The sequence below is a fragment of the Luteitalea pratensis genome, assembly GCF_001618865.1.
GTDB classification, from domain to species: domain Bacteria; phylum Acidobacteriota; class Vicinamibacteria; order Vicinamibacterales; family Vicinamibacteraceae; genus Luteitalea; species Luteitalea pratensis.
Map to the genome: position 1 here is coordinate 2,608,855 of NZ_CP015136.1, position 17,653 is coordinate 2,626,507.

General features: G+C 68.2%; 14 protein-coding genes and 2 pseudogenes. 8 read left to right on the forward strand and 8 right to left on the reverse strand.

Annotation, left to right across the window (positions count from 1 at the left end):
* Positions 1-20 precede the first annotated feature (20 nt).
* The 3 genes and pseudogenes from LuPra_RS34395 to LuPra_RS34405 all read right to left on the reverse strand — a co-directional run bounded on the left by LuPra_RS34395 (position 21) and on the right by LuPra_RS34405 (position 2,058).
* A complete protein-coding gene (locus LuPra_RS34395; protein ID WP_110170726.1) occupies positions 21-302 on the reverse strand; it encodes an FHA domain-containing protein in 282 nt (93 codons plus the stop codon).
* Positions 303-1,290: 988 nt separating this feature from the next.
* Positions 1,291-1,605 (reverse strand): annotated as a pseudogene (locus tag LuPra_RS34400) (protein kinase); the annotation flags it as partial.
* Positions 1,556-2,058, reverse strand: a pseudogene (locus LuPra_RS34405) (serine/threonine-protein kinase). The pseudogenes LuPra_RS34405 and LuPra_RS34400, both read right to left, overlap by 50 nt.
* A gap of 365 nt (positions 2,059-2,423) precedes the next feature.
* Between LuPra_RS34405 and ytxJ the strand changes: the two are divergent.
* Positions 2,424-2,756, forward strand: a complete 333-nt coding sequence (gene ytxJ, locus LuPra_RS32545) for a bacillithiol system redox-active protein YtxJ (protein ID WP_162271354.1) — start codon at positions 2,424-2,426, stop codon at positions 2,754-2,756.
* A gap of 229 nt (positions 2,757-2,985) precedes the next feature.
* On the opposite strand, the gene LuPra_RS10750 is transcribed toward ytxJ, so the two are convergent.
* Positions 2,986-4,575, reverse strand: a complete 1,590-nt coding sequence (locus LuPra_RS10750; RefSeq protein ID WP_110170730.1) for an amidase — start codon at positions 4,573-4,575, stop codon at positions 2,986-2,988.
* Between the two features lie 83 nt (positions 4,576-4,658).
* Between LuPra_RS10750 and LuPra_RS10755 the strand changes: the two genes are divergently transcribed.
* Both LuPra_RS10755 and LuPra_RS10760 read left to right on the forward strand, forming a co-directional pair.
* Positions 4,659-5,462: a class I SAM-dependent methyltransferase gene (locus LuPra_RS10755; RefSeq protein WP_110170731.1), complete on the forward strand. Its 804-nt coding sequence runs from the start codon at positions 4,659-4,661 to the stop codon at positions 5,460-5,462.
* 151 nt (positions 5,463-5,613) lie between these two features.
* Entirely contained in the window at positions 5,614-7,011 is a 1,398-nt protein-coding gene (locus LuPra_RS10760) for a carboxylesterase/lipase family protein (RefSeq protein WP_110170732.1), read from the forward strand.
* Positions 7,012-7,305: 294 nt separating this feature from the next.
* Here the strand turns inward: LuPra_RS10760 and LuPra_RS10765 are convergent, their stop codons facing one another.
* Positions 7,306-8,019: a peptidase inhibitor family I36 protein gene (locus LuPra_RS10765; RefSeq protein ID WP_157898997.1), complete on the reverse strand. Its 714-nt coding sequence runs from the start codon at positions 8,017-8,019 to the stop codon at positions 7,306-7,308.
* Positions 8,020-8,197: 178 nt separating this feature from the next.
* Here LuPra_RS10765 and LuPra_RS10770 point away from each other — a divergent pair, with 178 nt between their 5' ends.
* The 3 genes from LuPra_RS10770 to ppk2 all read left to right on the forward strand — a co-directional run bounded on the left by LuPra_RS10770 (position 8,198) and on the right by ppk2 (position 11,762).
* Positions 8,198-9,019, forward strand: coding sequence for a carbohydrate-binding family 9-like protein (locus LuPra_RS10770; RefSeq protein ID WP_157898998.1), 822 nt, complete (start codon positions 8,198-8,200; stop codon positions 9,017-9,019).
* An 81-nt stretch (positions 9,020-9,100) separates the two neighbouring features.
* Entirely contained in the window at positions 9,101-10,774 is a 1,674-nt protein-coding gene (locus tag LuPra_RS10775; protein WP_110170735.1) for a SulP family inorganic anion transporter, read from the forward strand.
* A 37-nt stretch (positions 10,775-10,811) separates the two neighbouring features.
* Positions 10,812-11,762 (forward strand): polyphosphate kinase 2, encoded by a 951-nt coding sequence (gene ppk2, locus LuPra_RS10780; RefSeq protein ID WP_110170736.1) that lies wholly within the window; start codon positions 10,812-10,814, stop codon positions 11,760-11,762.
* Positions 11,763-11,766: 4 nt separating this feature from the next.
* On the opposite strand, the gene LuPra_RS10785 is transcribed toward ppk2, so the two are convergent.
* Positions 11,767-13,236, reverse strand: a complete 1,470-nt coding sequence (locus tag LuPra_RS10785; RefSeq protein ID WP_110170737.1) for a hypothetical protein — start codon at positions 13,234-13,236, stop codon at positions 11,767-11,769.
* Positions 13,237-13,391: 155 nt separating this feature from the next.
* On the opposite strand from LuPra_RS10785, the gene LuPra_RS10790 reads away from it, so the two are divergent.
* Together LuPra_RS10790 and LuPra_RS10795 are read left to right on the forward strand one after the other, a co-directional pair.
* Complete coding sequence (locus LuPra_RS10790; RefSeq protein WP_110170738.1) at positions 13,392-14,702, forward strand: dicarboxylate/amino acid:cation symporter; 1,311 nt, start codon at positions 13,392-13,394, stop codon at positions 14,700-14,702.
* An 83-nt stretch (positions 14,703-14,785) separates the two neighbouring features.
* A complete protein-coding gene (locus LuPra_RS10795) occupies positions 14,786-15,592 on the forward strand; it encodes an undecaprenyl-diphosphate phosphatase (RefSeq protein WP_110170739.1) in 807 nt (268 codons plus the stop codon).
* Positions 15,593-15,687: 95 nt separating this feature from the next.
* Here the strand turns inward: LuPra_RS10795 and LuPra_RS10800 are convergent, their stop codons facing one another.
* Both LuPra_RS10800 and LuPra_RS10805 read right to left on the reverse strand, forming a co-directional pair.
* On the reverse strand, positions 15,688-17,061 hold the full coding sequence (locus LuPra_RS10800) for an FAD-containing oxidoreductase (protein WP_110170740.1): 1,374 nt from the start codon (positions 17,059-17,061) through the stop codon (positions 15,688-15,690).
* Entirely contained in the window at positions 17,058-17,519 is a 462-nt protein-coding gene (locus tag LuPra_RS10805; RefSeq protein ID WP_110170741.1) for a DUF4126 family protein, read from the reverse strand. The genes LuPra_RS10800 and LuPra_RS10805 overlap by 4 nt, the downstream gene beginning before the upstream one ends.
* Positions 17,520-17,653: the final 134 nt, after the last annotated feature.

A 17,653-nucleotide genomic window follows, 5' to 3' on the forward strand; every position in this document is an offset into this window, starting at 1 on the left:
ACAGCGGCGAGGACTATCAGCTACGTGGGGGGCTCGGTGACGGTCGAGCCCCACGTACGCAACGCATTGAACGTCAGTCGAATGGCCCCGAGGCGGATGACGTCACCGTCCACGAGGCGCACCACAGCCTCGATGCGCCGATCGTCGACGAACGTGCCGTTCTTGCTCCCGAGATCTTCGATGGTCGCCTCGTCCCGGTCCCCCGCCTCGAAGCATCTCGGCAAAGACCACCTGTCGTCCGTCCCTGGAGAGCGCTTCTGGCGCCGTGCCATCGAGCCACGAAAAGTCGCGCGGACGTGCATCTCCGGGACCCTGGCAGGTACAGCCCATCTTGGCGTACTGGCTGACCATCAGGACCCGCCCATCGCGGGAGACGTCCAGGATGCTCAAGGCCACTCCGCGCGCGGGCAGGATGACGCGCTCCTTCCCCTCGAGCGACACGGCGCGCAATGCCCACGTCGTCAAGTCGCTGTTGGGGGCCGGGCGATTCACGGTGAACCACACTTCGTTGCCCGAGGCCGACCACGCCAGGCTTGCCATGGACGAGGCCCAGCCGCTCGAGAGCGTGGTCTTCCGGCCCGCGCGGTCGAGCACGACGATGTCCGGTCCTTCGACGAGCGCGAGACGCTGTCCGTCTGGAGAGACGCGCACGGCACTGAACGCGTGCGCGCCGTGGATCCTCGTGCCGAGTGGAAAGTCGACCTGCCCGCGTCCCACCACGGCGACGTCGGCACTGCCAGGGTTCCAATCCGCCGCGATCACGTCATCGAGCAACTCCCGTGGTCCGCCACCGGTCATCGACACGCGCGCGAGCGTGCCGTAGCCGGTGGGCGCGAGGAGTTTCAGCGTGGCGTGGTTACCTCGAAGAAACGCGATGTCCCCCGCAGTCGAGACGCCCAGGAGCTTCGCGTCGCGCACGTTCAGGGCCTCGGATTCAGGGCTGCCGGCCCGGGTCATGAACAGCGCGTACGGGTTCATGCCCCAGGCGGCGCTGTAGACGATGGTGTCGCCGCCTGGTGCGAATCGCGCGGCGCTGACGGTGCCCGTGCGGAACGTCAGCTGCACGAATCGAGGACTCGGCGCCGGCGCAGTGCTGGCAGGGCGGCTGGTGGTGCATGCGATCCAGACGGCAGCGGCAACCGCTGCGAGCCCCAGGGCCACTCCAGCGGCCGTCCGCCTCACGCCCTGGTGTCGCCAGGCTGCGCGGGAAACCGGAACGTGCGCTGCCGTGTCGTCGGTGCTCCATTGCAGCGCTGCCGCAAGGTCGCGCGCGCTCTGCCAGCGCTGGTCTGGACTCTTGGCCAGGCACTTGTTCACGATCCGATCGAGATTGGCTGGCGTGTCCGCCCGGAGCGACGAGATCAGCGGCGGTTCGTCGGTCAGGATCGCGGCCATCATGCTGGCGCGGCTATCGCCGCCGAACGGCTTTCGCCCCGTCGTCATTTCGAAGAGCACGATGCCAAGGGCGAACACGTCGGTGCGTGCATCCGCGCCGCGGCCGGCGACCTGTTCGGGGCCATGTAGGGCAGCGTGCCGAGCACGATGCCTGCCTCGGTCAGCTCGAGGCTCCTGGTCGCCTTCTGGACACCGTCGTCGTATGACCAAAGTCGAGCAACTTGACCCCGCCAGATGTCAGCATGACGTTGCTTGGCTTGAGGTCGCGATGGATGACGCCCTTGCTGTGGGCCGCATCCAGCGCCTCGGCAATCTGGACGGCGATGCCGAGGGCCTGACCACGGGAACGGTCGCCATGGTGAGACGTTCGGCCAGCGTGTCTCCCTCGAGCAACTCCATCACGAGAAAGGGAACGCCGTCCTGCTGGCCGACGTCGTAGAGCGTGCAGAAGTGGGGGTGGCTCACGCGGGCAATTGCGCGTGCTTCTCGCTGGAAACGATCGAGCTGTGCGTGATCGATTGCACGTGCCGACGTCAGGACCTTGATCGCGACGGATCGATCGAGGCGCGCATCACGCGCGCGATAGACCTCTCCCATGCCACCGGCGCCAAGTCTGGCGACGATTTCGTAGGGGCCGATCCGCGCGCCGGCGTTCAGGCTCATGGCAGCTGGACGGGTTGGAGTATTGGGCGGTTCGACGTCGAGCTCCGCTTCTGGGATCGGGCGCTGCAGCCCGTCGACCTGAAGGTCGACGGCTACAAGAAAAACGCCGAACGTCGAACGCCGAACGCCGAACGCCGAACGCCGAACGCCGAACGCCGAACGCCGAACACCGGAGACCTGGCCATGTGTGGGCGTCGAGCTTGCTCGACGCTCGGTGGAGTCCACGAATCTCCGATCTGCGATCCGCGGTACCCGGTACCCGGTACCCGGTACCCGGTGCCCGGACCCGGCGCCCGGAACCCGGTACCCGTTACCCGGTACCCGGAACCCGGTTTCTTGCGGTCTGTTATCGTGGTGATCGTAAGATGCGTGTCCTGACCAGCCTCGATGCCCTCGAGGCCGCGCTCGCCAGCGCGGCTTCCGACCCCGTCCTCTTCTTCAAGCACAGCGAGACCTGCGGCATGAGCCTGCAGGCGCACGAAGAGATGCGCGACCTCGTCGCCGACCCCGAGTGGCCGGTGCCCGTGTACCTCGTCTCCGTGCAGGCCAGCCGCCCCGTGTCCAACGCCATGGCAGCGCGGTTCGGCGTGCGCCATGCCTCACCGCAGGTGCTGCTCGTGCGCGACGGCGCCGTCCAGTGGCACACGTCGCACCTCGCGATCACCGTCGGCGCGATTCACGCGGCTGTTAACGCTTGACGCTTGACGCTTGACGCTTACGGCCTACGGCTCGTGGCTTACGGCTTAGTAGGCGTCGACCTTCAGGTCGACGCACACGATCCGCCGACCTGAAGGTCGGCGGCTACGTACCCCCACGATTCGGCGTACGGCTTGCGGCTATTTCCTTCAGCCCGCGTCCCACTGTCTTTGTAGCCTGCAGGCTGCAGGCTGCAGCCCGCTACGGTGCCCGGTGCCCGGCTTCCAAGCGTCAGGCGCTCGCAACGGGTGGGCGTCGGCGGCCGTGGCCGGTGGCCTGCTCGAACGCTCGGGCGAGTTGCAGGACACCCCAGTCGTCGCGGTGACGGCCGACAATCTGCAGGCCCACCGGCAGGCCGGCCCTGGTGAACCCTGCGGGCACCGAGATCGCCGGGCACCCCATCAAGGTCACGTACCAGCACGACCGCATCCAGTCGATGTAGGACAACATCGGCGTGCCGTTGATCGCGGTCGGGTAGGGCGTGGTCACGTCAAAGGGCGAGACCTGCGTCACCGGCAGGACGAAGAAGTCGTGCCGCGTGAAGAAGGCGTGCGTGTCCTGGTACATCCGCGTCTGGCACGTCAGGGCGCGAGCGATCTCTGTGCCTCCCATGGCCTCGACCTGCGCGACCTCGTAGGCAATCGTGTCCTTCACCCACTCCGGCCGCTGATCGAGCAGCTCCTTGTACTGCGAGTAGTTCGAGGCGTAGCGCAGCGCCGGGAAGGCACGATCGACGCCGCCGAAGTCGGGCTCGTCGGCCTCGACCACGCAGCCAAGCTGCTCGAAGACGCGTCGCGTGCCATCGACGACCTCGCGAATCTCCGGCTCGAACGGCAGGCCTCCAAGCCCCGTCCACCAGGCGACACGCGTGCCCTTGAACTCGCGATCCAGCCCGCCGCGAAAGCGCACCGGGTCCTCCTGCAGGGAGAGGGGATCGGCGGTGTCGGGACCGGCGAGCACGCTGAGCAACAACGCGACGTCAGCCACGGTTCGCGCCATCGGCCCAGCGACCGCGATCGGCGACCAACTCGCACCGCGCGGGACGCGCCCAGGTGACGGCCGGAACCCCACGACGTTGCACCAGGCCGCGGGATTGCGCAGCGAACCGCCAGCGTCACTGCCGTCGGCGATCGGCACCATGCCGCATGCAAGTGCGACGGCCGCGCCGCCGCTGCTGCCGCCGCACGTCCTGCTCACATCCCACGGGTTGCGGGTCGCGCCGAACACCCGGTTGAAGGTCTGCGACCCGGCGCCGAACTCCGGAGTGTTGGTCTTGCCGATCGTCACCGCTCCCGCGGCGCGCATGCGCGTGACGATCATTGCATCCTGCGTCGGGACGTGGTCCTTGTAGAACAGCGATCCGCGTGTCGTGCGGATGCCCGCCGTGTCGACCAGGTCCTTGTGTGCGACTGGCAGGCCGTGCAACGGCCCCGGTGCGTCACCTCGAGCGAGCGCCGCGTCGGCGCGTCCGGCGTCGGCCAGCGCGCGCTCGGCCACGAGCGTGACGATGGCGTTGACGCGCGGGTTCAGTTCCTCGATACGAGCGAGATGGGCGCGCATGACTTCGACTGCCGACACGTCCCTGCGGCGCAGGCGCGCGGCGAGATCGACCGCGTCGAGATCGCACAGGCCGTCGCCGGTGCTCGGTCGAGGTGCGGGCTGCGGCGCGCCCTGAACGGATGCCAGGAGTGCCGGCGCTTCGAGTCGTTCGCCGTAGCCTTGGCGACGAGGGAGCCCGGCGCGGAGGGCGGGGTCTTGCCACGTGGTTGCGACGGCGCCGAGTCCAAGCGTCTGCGCGAACGCGCGGCGGGTGAGTGGCATTGGCGGATTGTCGTGCCCGGCCCAGCTCAGCGTCAAGAACGGCCCACGAACTGGCCGGTGCGCTATCGTGATGCCCGACCCACATGCCGCCCGTCGATCTCTACGACAGCACGTATGGACACTTCCACGAGGACGTGCTCGCCCTCGTGCGCGCCGAGACGTACGGCACCGACATCGGCCAGAGCGGCTGGACGACGGTCGAGGAGTATGGCGAGTTCATCGAGTGGCTCGGGCTCGCCGGTCCGCACCACGCCCTCGACGTCGGCTGTGGGTCCGGCGGTCCGGCTCTCCACCTGGCGCGTCTCACTGGCGCGCGAGTGACCGGCATCGACATCAACGCGGACGGCATTGCCACGGCCGCACGGCAGGCCGCTGATGGCGGGCTCGCCGAGCAGGCGACGTTTCGCGTCGTGGACGTCGACGCCGCGTTGCCATTCGACGCCGACAGCTTCGACGCGATCATCTCGATGGACGCGATGTGCCACATGCCGCTGCGCCCGCACGTGCTCGAGGAATGGCGGCGCGTGTTGAAGCCAGGCGGCCGGGCCGTGTTCACCGATCCGGTCGTGGTGACCGGACCGGTGTCCAGCGTGGAGATCGCGGTGCGCAGCTCAATCGGCCGCTTCCTGTTCGTGCCGCCCGGCGCCAACGAGCAGTTCATCGTCAGGGCCGGCTTACGCCTCGTGCGCGCTGCCGACCTGAGCGTCCAGGGCGCCGGGATGGCGCGCCGCTGGCACGCCGCCCGCGCCAGCCGTCGCGAGGCGCTCATTGCCCTCGAGGGAGAGGAGCGATTCGCCGGGCTTCAGGCGTTCCTGGATGTCGTCCAGCGCGTGATGGGCGAACGTCGCCTGTCTCGCATCGCGTACTTCGTCGATCGCCCCGCCTGAGGATCTGTCCTGATGCGCTTGCCACTTTCCACCGTTGGCCGCGCAAGCCTGTGCGTGCTCGCGATCGGCCTCTCTGCTTCACAGCCGCGCGCCGCGCTGGGTCCCGTCACGACCGCCACAGGCCTCGTGTCCGGTACGGCCGGCACGGCGGATGGCGTCACGGCGTATCTCGGCATTCCGCGCGCCGCAGCCTGCGGCACCCTGGCAGGGCATCAAGCCGGCGACGGCGTTCGGCACCAGCTGCATGCAGCAGAAACTCGGGTCGCGCCTGCCCTGGACCGAGGAGTACATGACCCAGAACGCCGTCGGCGAGGATTGCCTGACGCTCAACGTCTGGACGCCGACGACCAGGGCCACCACGCCGCTGGCCGTGTTGGTGTGGATCTATGGCGGCGGCTTCAACGAGGGATCGACTGCCGTGGAGGTCTACGATGGCGCACCGCTCGCATCACGCGGCGTGATCCTTGTCAGCATGAACTACCGCACCGGCGTCCTTGGTGCCCTGGCGCATCCGGAACTGTCGAAGGAGTCACCCCACCACGTGTCGGGTAACTACGGCACGCTCGACCAGATCGCCGCGTTGCAGTGGGTCAGGACGAACATCAGCGCCTTTGGCGGGGATCCGGCCAACGTGACCATCGTCGGACAGTCGGCGGGCGGTTTGTCAGTGGCCGCCCTGATGCGGTCTCCACTCGCGAAGGGACTCTTCGCGCGTGCCATCGGCATGGCCGGCCCCGGGTTGATCATGAGGTTCGGGCCGGGGCGTGGCGGTTCGCTCGCCGATTGGGAAGCAGCTGGCGTGAAGTTCGCCGCTGCGCACGGCGCCTCGTCAATCGCGGCGCTGCGTGCCCTGCCGGCCGACACGTTCATCGCGCCAAAAGTGACCCAGGGAAATGCGACGCCGCCGGTCGGCCCGTTCAACGACGGCTACGTGCTGCCCGACGTGTTGCCGGCCGAGCAGGTGCCGGTGATGGCCGGTTTCAACGCCGACGACATCGGCACGGGTGGTCAGGGATTCGGTGCGGCGGCATCGGGAACGGTGGCGGCCTACACGGAGGAGGCCACGAAGACCTATGGAGAGCAGGCCAGGGCGTTCCTGGATCTCTACCCGGTGGCGAGCGATGCCGACGTGCCTGCGGCGCGGAAGGCGGCAGGGCGCGACCGTGCCCGCGTGACGATGGATCGATGGGCCGCGGACCAGGTGCGCGCGAGCCGCACGGTTTACACCTACTACTTCGATCGCGTCACGCCGTGGCCGGAACATCCGGAGTTCGGCGCCCATCACACGTCAGAGGTTCCGTACGTGTTCCGCACCGTCGGACGCGGCAAGCGCGCGTGGGAGCCACTCGACACGACCGTGTCCGAGCGGATGTCGAAGTACTTCGTGAACTTCGCGAAGACCGGTGACCCCAACGGATCGGGATTGCCACGGTGGCCCGCGTACGCACCGGATGCGCACCAGACCATGCGTCTCGGCGAGACGATGGCGCCGATGCCGGTGGCCGATCCGGTTCGTCGCGCGTTCCACGAGCGACGGCTGCAGCCGTAATGCCCCACCCAGTCAATTCACCGCCGCGCGCGGAGTTTGCCGGTGGCGTGTCCGTCTAGATGAGGGCCGTCGCCCGCATGCGGCGGCAATTCGGAAGGAGTCCGCGATGCAACACGCCGACCTCGACACCCCCTCCACGCTCGTGGCGTCCCTCGTCGCACCCTCACTCGTACCGGCACTCAGCCACCGGAGCCGGGAAGGCCACGATTCGCCCCCAGGCCAGTGGCCACGTACTCAACGGTGTCATCGGGCACCGCGGCCCCCACGGGGCCGCGGCAATCGCCGATCGCGCCGCTACCGGTGTCGCGCTTCCGGGCTCTGGCGCAGGGCGTCTTCGAGCTGACGCTGACTCCAGTTGTTCTTCATGACTTCGTTGACCCAGGATCGGGCCGCCGGGTCCGGCTCGCGGCCGAGGACACGACGATAGCCCTGCCGGACCATCGTTTCGGCCTGCGGGTACGTCCATCGGCCGGCGGTGCCGTAGCTGGAGCCGCGGCCGTAGGCGCCGCTGTAGCCGCCGTCATAGGTGCCGCGGCCGTTGTCGTGATAGCCGCCACTGTTATAGGCGCCGTTGTTGTAGCCGCCGCCGTTGTACCTGCCGCCGCCATTTGTGGCGCCCCAGTTGCCGCCGCCGTAGCCGCGCGGCTGCACGACATACGAGGTCACCCGGTCGTTGAACCCGCTGCTCCGCATGTCGCGCACGCTCCTGGTGAACATGCGCGTCTCGCCGCGCATGTCGCCGTCGCGGAAGACGACGATCTCGGCATCGCCGAACAGTCGAATCGACGAGATCTCGTCGTTGATGTTGGAGGGCACGCGGGGGTTGCTGTCGCCGACGCGCGTGCAGAAGTACCGACCGCCGTAATTGATGTCCTCGTAGAAGCAGGCACCGGAGGCTGGGTTGGTGCCTCGCCCCCAGTACTGCGCGGACGCGCTCGACGACAGGACGAGCATCGACAGGCCCGTCAGCATGCTGGCCGAGAGGCGCTGCATCGTCGTCTTGGTCATGGCTGTGCTCCGTAGTGGAAGTGGCCGGCGCCTCGAGGGCTCGGCCGGTGGCATCAGATCGCTATTCGTGTCCGGGTTGGCATCTGCGGTGTACATGCGCTGTCCTCGGAACCGTTCTCTGCACATGCATAGTGCAATTGCGATGCCGCCATGGTTTCGGTCGTGCTTCAATGCGGCAATGCTCAGGCTGATCATGCTACTCACGACCGTGGCGTGGACCACCGGTGCGACAGCAACGGCGCAGCCCGTGACGCTCCCCGTCTACGGTGCGAAACACGCAACTGATGAGGTCCGGATCGACGGCACGCTCGACGAAGCGACATGGTCGCTCTCGCCGCGCGTCGGCGAGATGCGTCTCATCCACGCGCCGGATCGTCGTCCCACGTTCCCCACCGAAGCCGCGATGACATGGGATGCCATGCACCTCTACGTTGCATTCGCCTGCAGCGATCCCGAGCCATGGGCGCGACACGGCGCGCGCGACGATCGGTTGTGGGAGGAGGAGGTGGTGGAGGTCTTCCTCGATCCCGACGGCGACGGCCGCAACTACGCAGAGATCGAGGTCAGCCCCACCAACGTCGTCGTGGACCTGCTGATCGCGGCGCCGCAGGCGGGCGGGCCGAATGCTCGCCGCTGGGATGTCGTGGGCCTCCGGACAGCCGTGCGTCGTCATGCCGCCGGGTGGGTCGCCGAAATGGCTATCCCGTGGGCGTCGCTCGCCGACGCTGGCGTGACGCAGGCGCCGGTGCCGGGCAACGAGTGGCGTGTCGGGCTGTACCGCATCAAGCGGCCCGGCGGAGTGGCCAAGGCCGCGCGCATCGATGCGCTCGTGGCGGAGCGCCGGTCGGCCACCGACGACGGCAAGACAGCGATCGATGCAGAGTTGCTGGCGCTGCGTGGAGACGACGAGTACTCGGCGTGGTCGGTGACGCGCGCCGAACGCGGATTCCACGATCCGGGACGGTTCGGGATGGTGCATTTCATCGGCGCGTCCCGCTGAGGCTGGGGAGGCGCCGACCCTTGTGATCTCGACCATGGTCAGTCGTCGGTTAGTCGTGCCGAGCGTATGCTTCAGCTAAGCATGAGTGCCGCGTCCCTCATTCCGAGCCTTGGCTGGCTCCGTGCGTACCCGCGTGCGTGGCTTCGGCCTGACCTCACCGCCGGCCTGACGGCGGCCGCGGTGGTCGTACCGAAGGCGATGGCCTACGCGACGATCGCGCAGCTGCCGCTGCACGTCGGGCTGTACACCGCCATCGTGCCGATGGTGGTCTATGCCTTGCTGGGAACATCGCGACCGCTCAGCGTCAGCACCACGACGACGATCGCCATCCTGACGGCCGCGGAGCTCGGACGTGCGGCACCAGGCGGCGATGCCGCCGCGCTCATCGCCGCCGCAGCGACGCTGTCGGTGCTGGTCGGGGTCCTCCTCGGGCTGGCGTCGCTCTTGCGCCTGGGATTCGTGGCCTCCTTCATCTCCGACCCGGTGCTCACCGGCTTCAAGTCGGGTATCGGCCTCGTGATCGTCGTGGACCAGCTTCCGAAGCTGCTGGGCGTCCACTTCACGAAGACCGGCTTCTTCCGCGACCTGGTCGCCCTGGCGCAGCAGTTGCCGGAGACGTCGATACCGACGTTGCTGTTGGCCGTTGTGCTGTTGGGGCTGCTCGTGGCGCTCGAGCACGTGGCGCCGCGTGCGCCCGCGCCTCTCGTCGCCATCGGCCTGGCGATCGCCGTCTCCGGTGTGCTTGGCCTCGAGGCACGTGGCGTCGCGACGGTGGGCGCCGTCGCGGGTGGCCTGCCACACCTGATGCTCCCGAACCTGGCGCTGGCCCAAGCGATGTGGCCTGCGGCGGCAGGCATCGCGCTCATGAGCTTCACCGAGAGCATCGCCGCCGCGCGCGCATTCGGTGTCACCGACGAACCGCGTCCCGATCCCAACCAGGAACTGCTGGCGCTCGGCCTGGCGAATGCCACCGGTGGCGTGCTGGGTGCGATGCCGTCCGGTGGCGGCACGTCGCAGACCGCGGTCAACCGGCTCGCGGGCGCGCGTTCGCAGGTCGCCGGGATCGTCACCGCCACAGCCGCCCTGGCGACCTTGCTGCTGCTCGGGCCGGTCATCGCATTGATGCCACAGGCGGCGCTCGCCGCGGTGGTCGTGTTCTATTCGCTGGAGCTGATCAAGCCCGCCGAGTTCAAGGCGATCCGTCGTGTCCGCCGCATCGAATTCCGTTGGGCGGTGAGCGCTTTTGCCGGCGTCGTGCTGCTCGGCACGCTCCAGGGCATCCTGGTCGCGGTCATCGCCTCGCTGGTGTCGCTGGCCCACCAGGCCTACAATCCGCCCGTCCATGTGCTCGGACGCAAGCGCGGCACGACTGCCTTCCGCGCCCGCACCTCCGAGCATCCCGACGACGAAACGTGGCCGGGGCTGCTCATCCTGCGGCCCGAGGGACGGCTGTTCTTCGCCAATGCCGAACGCGTCGTGGATCGAATCAGTCCGCTCGTCAGCCGCGAACATCCGCGCGTCGTGCTGCTCGACTGCCGTGGCGTCACCGACGTCGAATACACGGCGCTTCGCATGTTGACCGAGGCCGAGGAGCGGCTTCGGGCCTCGGGAATCAGCTTGTGGCTCGCCGGGCTCAACCCGGAAGTGCTTGACGTCGTGCGCCGCAGCGCGCTCGGCGATCGGCTCGGCCGGGACCGTATGTTCTTCAACCTCGATGCCGCGGTGCAGGCGTACGAGCAGCGGCACGTCGCGTGACCGGCACCGGCCGTTGGTGTTCACCAGGGGACGAACGATGAAAAAAGCGAAGGACGACAAGGGCGCGCCTGCCGACCAGGGCGCCGGGATCGACGATACGAAGAAGCGCGACAAGACAAAGAAGGGCAAGAAGGGCAAGAAAGGGAAGCGGACGCCGGATCAGGTGAGCGCCGCCGTGGCCGTTGCCGACGCGGGAGCCGCTGTCGCGGAACACACGCCACTGAAGGGCAAGGCCTACGACAAGGAACTGGCCAAGCTCCACGTGAAGCTGGTCAAGCTGCAGGAATGGGTCAAGTTCAAGGGGCTCAAGGTCTGCATCGTGTTCGAAGGCCGCGACGGTGCCGGCAAGGGCGGCGCGATCAAGGCGATCACCGAGCGAGTCAGCCCGCGCGTGTTCCGGACCGTCGCGCTGCCGGCGCCGACCGAGCGCCAGAAAAGCCAGATGTACATGCAGCGCTACGTGCCGCACTTCCCGGCGGCCGGCGAAGTCGTGATCTTCGATCGCAGCTGGTACAACCGCGCCGGCGTGGAACGCGTGATGGGCTTCTGCACCGAGGCCGAGTCGCGGAAGTTCCTCGGCGGCGTACCTCTGGTCGAGAAGGCGATGGTCGATTCCGGCATCATCCTGATCAAGTTCTGGCTCGAGGTCAGCGAGGAGGAACAGACCGACCGGCTGAAGTCACGCATCGACGATGGCCGGAAGATCTGGAAACTGACATCGATGGACCTGAAGTCCTACGGCCGGTGGTACGACTACTCGCGGGCCCGCGACGAGATGTTCGTCGCGACCGACACCGATTTCGCGCCCTGGCACGTCGTGCGTTCGGACGACAAGAGGAGCGCGCGGCTGAACATCATCGCGCACATCCTCGACCAGGTGCCGCACCACGGCGCACCGCGCGAGAAGGTGAAGCTGCCCAAGCGCGGGAAGCCTGGCAACTACAAGGAACCCGACTATCCGTACCGCTACGTGCGCGAGAAGTACTGAGCGGTCACGGCAGGTTGTAGCGCATCTGCACGAAGAAGAGGAATGCGTTGGCCGAGCCCGGTCCGTTGCCCACGGACCAGGGTTCGCGCCGCAGCCACGAGGTTTGTACGCCAACCTGCGCCGAGCCGCGATTCTCCGTCCGGACGGCCAGGAATGACACCGTCCCCGTGATCTCCGTGATGCTCCTGTTGACCGCATCCGATGAGCCCGGATAGCCGAAGCCGACCGGCGCGCCCTCGACGTCGAGGAAGTGGGTGTCGTCGGTCCGCAGCCCCGAGTAGTAGCCGCCGACCGAGGCGCGCCGCGAGACGACCTGTTCGATGCCGGCCACCCAGGAGGCGACGGGAATGGCCCGGATCGAGCCGTCGGCGCGGAAGGCAACGTCGGGCACCAGCCCGCCCACGTAACGCCCGAGCCCCGCGCCGTATGCGGCCTGCGCGATGAGGTGCGTCGACGCGGTCGCGTTCACTCGCGCGTTGACGCTGGCCCCACCTCCCGACGCACGCTCCACATCGTCATACGGCGCGAGCGTGTGCCGGAACACGCGCCAGACGCCGCCGATGTCGACGTGCAACGCCTTGCCCGGGTTGATGCCCACGCGGGTCACGAAGTCGGGCATCAGGTTCGGCACCGACAAGGCCTCGTTGCCGGTGTTGTACTGGGCCTCGATGTCCTCGCGGCAGCAGTCGGGCAGCGTGACGACGCCTTCGCCGATTTGCTGCTCGGGGTTCTCGATCGACACGGCCCAGTCGAAGCTGTCCGAGGCTCGCCACGTGAAACGCACCTGCGGCACTCGCTCCCACACCATACCGACCAGGTAGTTGGTGTCGACCGCCTGTGACATCTCGTAGTCCGACGGCCAGACGCTGAGACGCGCCTTTGCCGGTGTCATCAGCGTGAATGCCTGGCCGACCGCCATCGAGAAGTGGTCGCCGTACTGGACGTCGGCGAAACCCTGGCGCAGCCGGAAACCGGCGCTGTTGCTCGTCACCGCGATGGTGCCGGGCGTGGCGCCGTTGAAGTCCATCTCGAAATATCCGGAAATGTTGCGAAACCGCGCCTCGGTGAACGGGGCGTCGACGCGGATCGAGAGCCGCGAGGACTGCGCAGTCAACCGCGTTTCCGAGACACTCCCTGCCAACGTGTCCTCGTACGGGATGGTGCCGAAGTTCGTCCCGGGGCCACCGCCGCTGCTTGTCGATCGATAGATACCAGTGACGCCCACGTACCCGCCAATCCGCAGCTTCGCAGGGCCAAGGGCGAGCGCTGCGCCGGCCGGTTCGGCGCCGGCGATCTCCTGCCCCGGGTTGAGCGGAGGTTGTTGGGCAGCGCCCTGGGGTGCTGGTGCGGCCGGCGTCGTGTCCGTCGTCGGCGGTGGCGTCTGTGGCTCGGGCGACGGCGCCGTCTGACCAGCGGCCGCAGTGCCGATGCACAGCCAGCAGGCCGCCGTGACGAATGCGCGGACGAGTCGCATGCCGGCAAGTGTAGTACGTAGCCGCAGACCTTCAGGTCGGCGGATCGGAGGGCATTGCGTCGTCGCGACTCGGGTCGCCGCAGGCGCAGACGCTACAATGCGGGCGTTCCATCCAGTCGTGTCACGGCGGCACGACCTGCAGGCAGGGAGTCAGGGTGTTTCGCAGCCTCTACGTCCAGGTGCTGATCGGCATCGCGCTCGGCGTGATCCTCGGTGCCACCTATCCGGAGGCCGCGGTGGCGATGAAGCCGCTCGGCGATGGCTTCATCAAGCTGGTCAAGATGCTGATCACGCCGATCGTGTTCACGACGGTCGTGGTCGGCATCGGCCAGATGGGCGCGATGAAGGACGTCGGGCGGGTCGGATTCCGCGCCCTCGTGTACTTCGAAGTGGTCTCCACCCTCGCGCTGATCGTCGGATTGATCGTCGTGACGATCGTCCAGCCTGGTGCGGGCATGCACGTGGACCCCGCGACGCTCGATGCCAAGGGGGTCGCCGCCTATACGTCGGGCGCTGCCCATGCCAGCGTCACCGAGTTCCTCCTCAATATCATTCCCGACAGTGTGGTCGGTGCGTTCGCGCGCGGCGACATCCTGCAGGTGCTGTTGTTCGCGGTGCTGTTCGGCCTGGCGATGCTGCACCTGCAGCCGGGTAGCGCGCCGCTGGTCGGCCTGCTCGAATCACTCGCCCACGGCTTGTTTGCCGTCGTCGGCCTGGTGATGCGGCTCGCTCCGATCGGCGCCTTCGGCGCGATGGCATTCACGATCGGCATGTACGGGCTCGGCACGCTGCTGTCGCTCGGCAAGCTGATGGCGGCGGTGTACATCACGTGCCTGCTGTTCGTGATCGTCGTCCTCGGTGCGATCGTGCGGGCTGCCGGCTTCAGCATCTTCAAGCTGGTGCGCTACGTGCGCGAGGAACTCCTCATCGTGCTCGGCACATCGTCATCCGAGTCGGCGCTGCCGAGAGTGATGGTCAAGATGGAGCGCCTCGGCTGCGCCAAGTCCGTCGTCGGCCTGGTGGTGCCGACAGGCTATTCTTTCAACCTCGATGGCACGGCCATCTACATGACCATGGCGGCGGTGTTCGTGGCCCAGGCGACCGATGTGCGGTTGTCGTGGGGGCAGACGCTCTCGATCCTGGGGCTGTTGCTGGTGACGTCGAAGGGGGCGGCCGGCGTGACCGGCAGCGGCTTCATCACCCTGGCGGCGACGCTCGCCGCGGTGCCCAGCATCCCGGTGGCGGGATTGACCCTGCTGCTCGGCGTCGACCGCTTCATGTCCGAGGCGCGCGCCCTCACCAACCTTGTCGGCAATGTCGTGGCGACGCTGGTGGTGGCCAAGTGGGACGGAGCACTCGACGTCGCGCGTGCGCACCGCATCCTCGATGGTCACGAGACCCCGGAGGACGACATCCTTCTCGCCGCGCCGCTGCCCACCGCGCATGCGAGTGCGGATCTGGAATAGCCTGACCCGGACGCTGCGCCGCCGGTTCAGCGCGACGGTAGGGCCGGCTCTCCGAGCCCGGCCTGCCCGTGCGATAGTGGCGCGTGGACTTGTGGCGCGCTGTCGTACTCGGCCTCGTCGAGGGGCTGACCGAATTCCTCCCCGTCAGTTCGACCGGACACCTGCTCGTGACGCAGCGCCTGCTGGGCATCGAGGCGAGTGCGGCGGCCAATACGTACGCGATCGCCATCCAGGGCGGTGCGATCGCGGCCGTCCTGGTGCTGTACCGCCAGCGCCTGCTGCAGATGCTTCGCGGCGTCCTCGGGCGTGACGCCGATGGACTGCACCTGGCGCTCGCGCTTGCCGTCGCGTTCGTGCCCGCCGCGATCGCCGGGCTCGCCTTCGACGAGTTGATCGAAGGTTACCTGTTCGGGCCGATCCCCGTGGCGATCGCCTGGGCGGTCGGGGGTGTGCTGATGCTGGCGGTGTCGTCGCGCCTGCAGCCCGGTGGCCTGCGCCTCGGCCGCGTCGCCTTGCCATCGGCCCTGCTGATCGGTGTCTGCCAGTGTGCCGCGCTCTGGCCAGGCGTGAGCCGCAGCCTCGCGACGATCCTGGGTGGTGTCGCGGTGGGGCTGTCGCTATCGGCCGCGGTGGAGTTCTCGTTCCTCCTCGGCCTGCTCACGCTCGGCGCCGCCACGGCCTACAAGGCGCTCGACAGCGGCGGGGTGATGCTCGCCGCGTACGGCCCGACCGTCGTGACCGCGGGCTTCGTGGCGGCCTGGCTCTCCGCGATGCTGTCGGTCACCTGGATGGTCAACTGGCTGCAGCATCGCCGCCTCGCCGTGTTCGGCTGGTGGCGTATCGGCGCCGCGCTGGTGGTGTTGCTCCTCGTCTTCACGCACAGGCTCTAGAGGACGGAGGACGGAGGAGGGAGGACCGAGGAAGGACGGGGGGAGGAGGTAGGAGGCAGTTCCTCCGTCTTCCGTCCTCCGTCCTACCTCCTCCTCTAGGCCGGCTTCAGGTCGCCGATCACCGTCGGTATCAGTTCCGACACGGTCGGGTGGATGGGCACGGCGCGCTGCAGGACGTCGTAGGTCGCGCCTGCTTGCATCATGTCGATCACACCGTGAATGGCCTCGTCGCCGCCGACGCCCAGGATGGCGGCGCCGAGGATCTTGCGCGTCTCGCTGTCTGCGACGACCTTCATCAGCCCTTGTGTCTCGCCTTTCTCGATGGCGCGGCTGACACGGGTCATGGGCCGGCGGCCGACGAGCAGCGGACGTCCGGTGCGGCGTGCCTCGGCCTCGGTCATGCCGACGCGGCCGAGCGGCGGGTCGATGTACAGCGCGTAGGCCGGGATCCGTTCCAGGAGCGAGCGCGCCTCGCCGTCGAGAAGGTTCGCCGCCACGATCTCGAAGTCGTTGTACGACGTGTGCGTGAACGCGCCGCGACCATTGCAGTCGCCGAGCGCCCAGATGCCGGGCACATTGGTGCGCAGCGTGTCGTCCACCGTGATGTAGCCGCGATCGTCGAGCACGACACCCGCGCGATCCAGCCCGAGGTCGTCCGTGTTCGGCTGCCGGCCGACCGCCAGCAGGACGTGGGACCCGACCGCCACGGGCGGCCCGTTGTGGCAATCGAGTTGCACGGCCACGCCCTCGTCGTGACGCGCCAGACTGATGCACGCCGCTCCGGTCCGCACCGTGATGCCCTCGGCCTCGAGGATCGTCCTGATGGCGGCCGAGATCTCCTCGTCTTCCCGACCGATCAGGCGGGGCCCCATCTCCACGACCGTGACATCCGCGCCGAATCGCCGGTACATCTGCGCGAATTCGAGGCCGATGTAACTGCCGCCGACGATGACCAGGTGCCGCGGCAATTCCTCCAGCGCCAGCATCGAGGTGTTGGTGAGCACCGGCACGTCGTGCACGCCCGGCAGGTCCGGCACGCGAGCGCGCCCGCCGACGTTGACGAAGATCCGCGGCGCCGTGTACGTGTCGCCGCCGACGCGGATGGTGCTGGCGTCCTCGAAGCGGGCATGACCCTCGAGTACGGTGCAGCGATCCATGCCGCGGAGCCACTTTTCGACGCCTTTGCGGGAGTCGCCCGACACCTTGTCGGCCCTCGCTTTCACGGCTGCCATGTCGATGCGGACCGCCCCCTCGATCACGACGCCATAGTCGGCGGCCCGGCGCGCGAGGTGCGCGGCGTACGCGCTGGCCACGAGCGTCTTGGTCGGGGTGCACCCCGTGTTGACGCATGTGCCGCCGAACTGCTGACGTTCTACGACGACGACATGCTGGCCTGCAGCGGTGAGGCGCCCGGCGAGCGGGGGGCCGGCCTGGCCCGAGCCGATGATGATGGCGTCGGCGTGCGTCACTTGAGCGCTCCGAGCGCGAGCAGCGCGAGGGCGACGGCAACGCCGTCTTCGAGGAAGGCCGCGGGATGATCATTGCCGAAGGCGTTGGCCAGCGCTCCACGCGCGGCCCGTCCGCCGAGCGTGCCGATCACCGCGCCAACGAGTCCCGCGATCAGGCCAGCGACAGCGCTGCCGTGCGCGAGCCCGATGGCAGCGCCCGAGAACCCGCCCGACACCAACCGCGCGCCGAACTGCACTGGCACGGTGCGGCTCGGCGTCGTGGGCAGCTGGTCCGCGACCCACTCGCCCAGCGCCAGGGCGGTCAGTCCCCATGCAGCCGGTGCCGTGCCCAGCCACGCGAGCGATGTCCCTTGCAGCGGCAGCCAGCCCAGCTTCGCCGCCCAACTGACCGCGGTGGGCGCGGTCATCGTGCGTAGCCCGGAGACGATGCCGATGACGAGTGCAGCAAGCAGAACCATGGAGCCTCGGTGTTTGTTGCGAACCTGCGTAAGTGATCGATAGCGGACGGATTGTCCGGCCCTGACCGTATATCACGGCCATGTTGCAGGACCGCGCCCGCAATCGCGACGTTGTGGCCCGGCCCGCTGGGACA

Coding starts and splice junctions, on each gene's coding strand:
- ppk2 (WP_110170736.1), top strand. CDS start 10,812: ATGAAAAAAGCGAAGGACGACAAGGGCGCGCCTGCCGACCAGGGCGCC.
- LuPra_RS10765 (WP_157898997.1), bottom strand. CDS start 8,019: ATGACCAAGACGACGATGCAGCGCCTCTCGGCCAGCATGCTGACGGGC.
- LuPra_RS10760 (WP_110170732.1), top strand. CDS start 5,614: ATGGCGTCACGGCGTATCTCGGCATTCCGCGCGCCGCAGCCTGCGGCA.
- ytxJ (WP_162271354.1), top strand. CDS start 2,424: ATGCGTGTCCTGACCAGCCTCGATGCCCTCGAGGCCGCGCTCGCCAGC.
- LuPra_RS10805 (WP_110170741.1), bottom strand. CDS start 17,519: ATGGTTCTGCTTGCTGCACTCGTCATCGGCATCGTCTCCGGGCTACGC.
- LuPra_RS10755 (WP_110170731.1), top strand. CDS start 4,659: ATGCCGCCCGTCGATCTCTACGACAGCACGTATGGACACTTCCACGAG.
- LuPra_RS34395 (WP_110170726.1), bottom strand. CDS start 302: ATGCACGTCCGCGCGACTTTTCGTGGCTCGATGGCACGGCGCCAGAAG.
- LuPra_RS10750 (WP_110170730.1), bottom strand. CDS start 4,575: ATGCCACTCACCCGCCGCGCGTTCGCGCAGACGCTTGGACTCGGCGCC.
- LuPra_RS10775 (WP_110170735.1), top strand. CDS start 9,101: ATGAGTGCCGCGTCCCTCATTCCGAGCCTTGGCTGGCTCCGTGCGTAC.
- LuPra_RS10785 (WP_110170737.1), bottom strand. CDS start 13,236: ATGCGACTCGTCCGCGCATTCGTCACGGCGGCCTGCTGGCTGTGCATC.
- LuPra_RS10770 (WP_157898998.1), top strand. CDS start 8,198: ATGCTCAGGCTGATCATGCTACTCACGACCGTGGCGTGGACCACCGGT.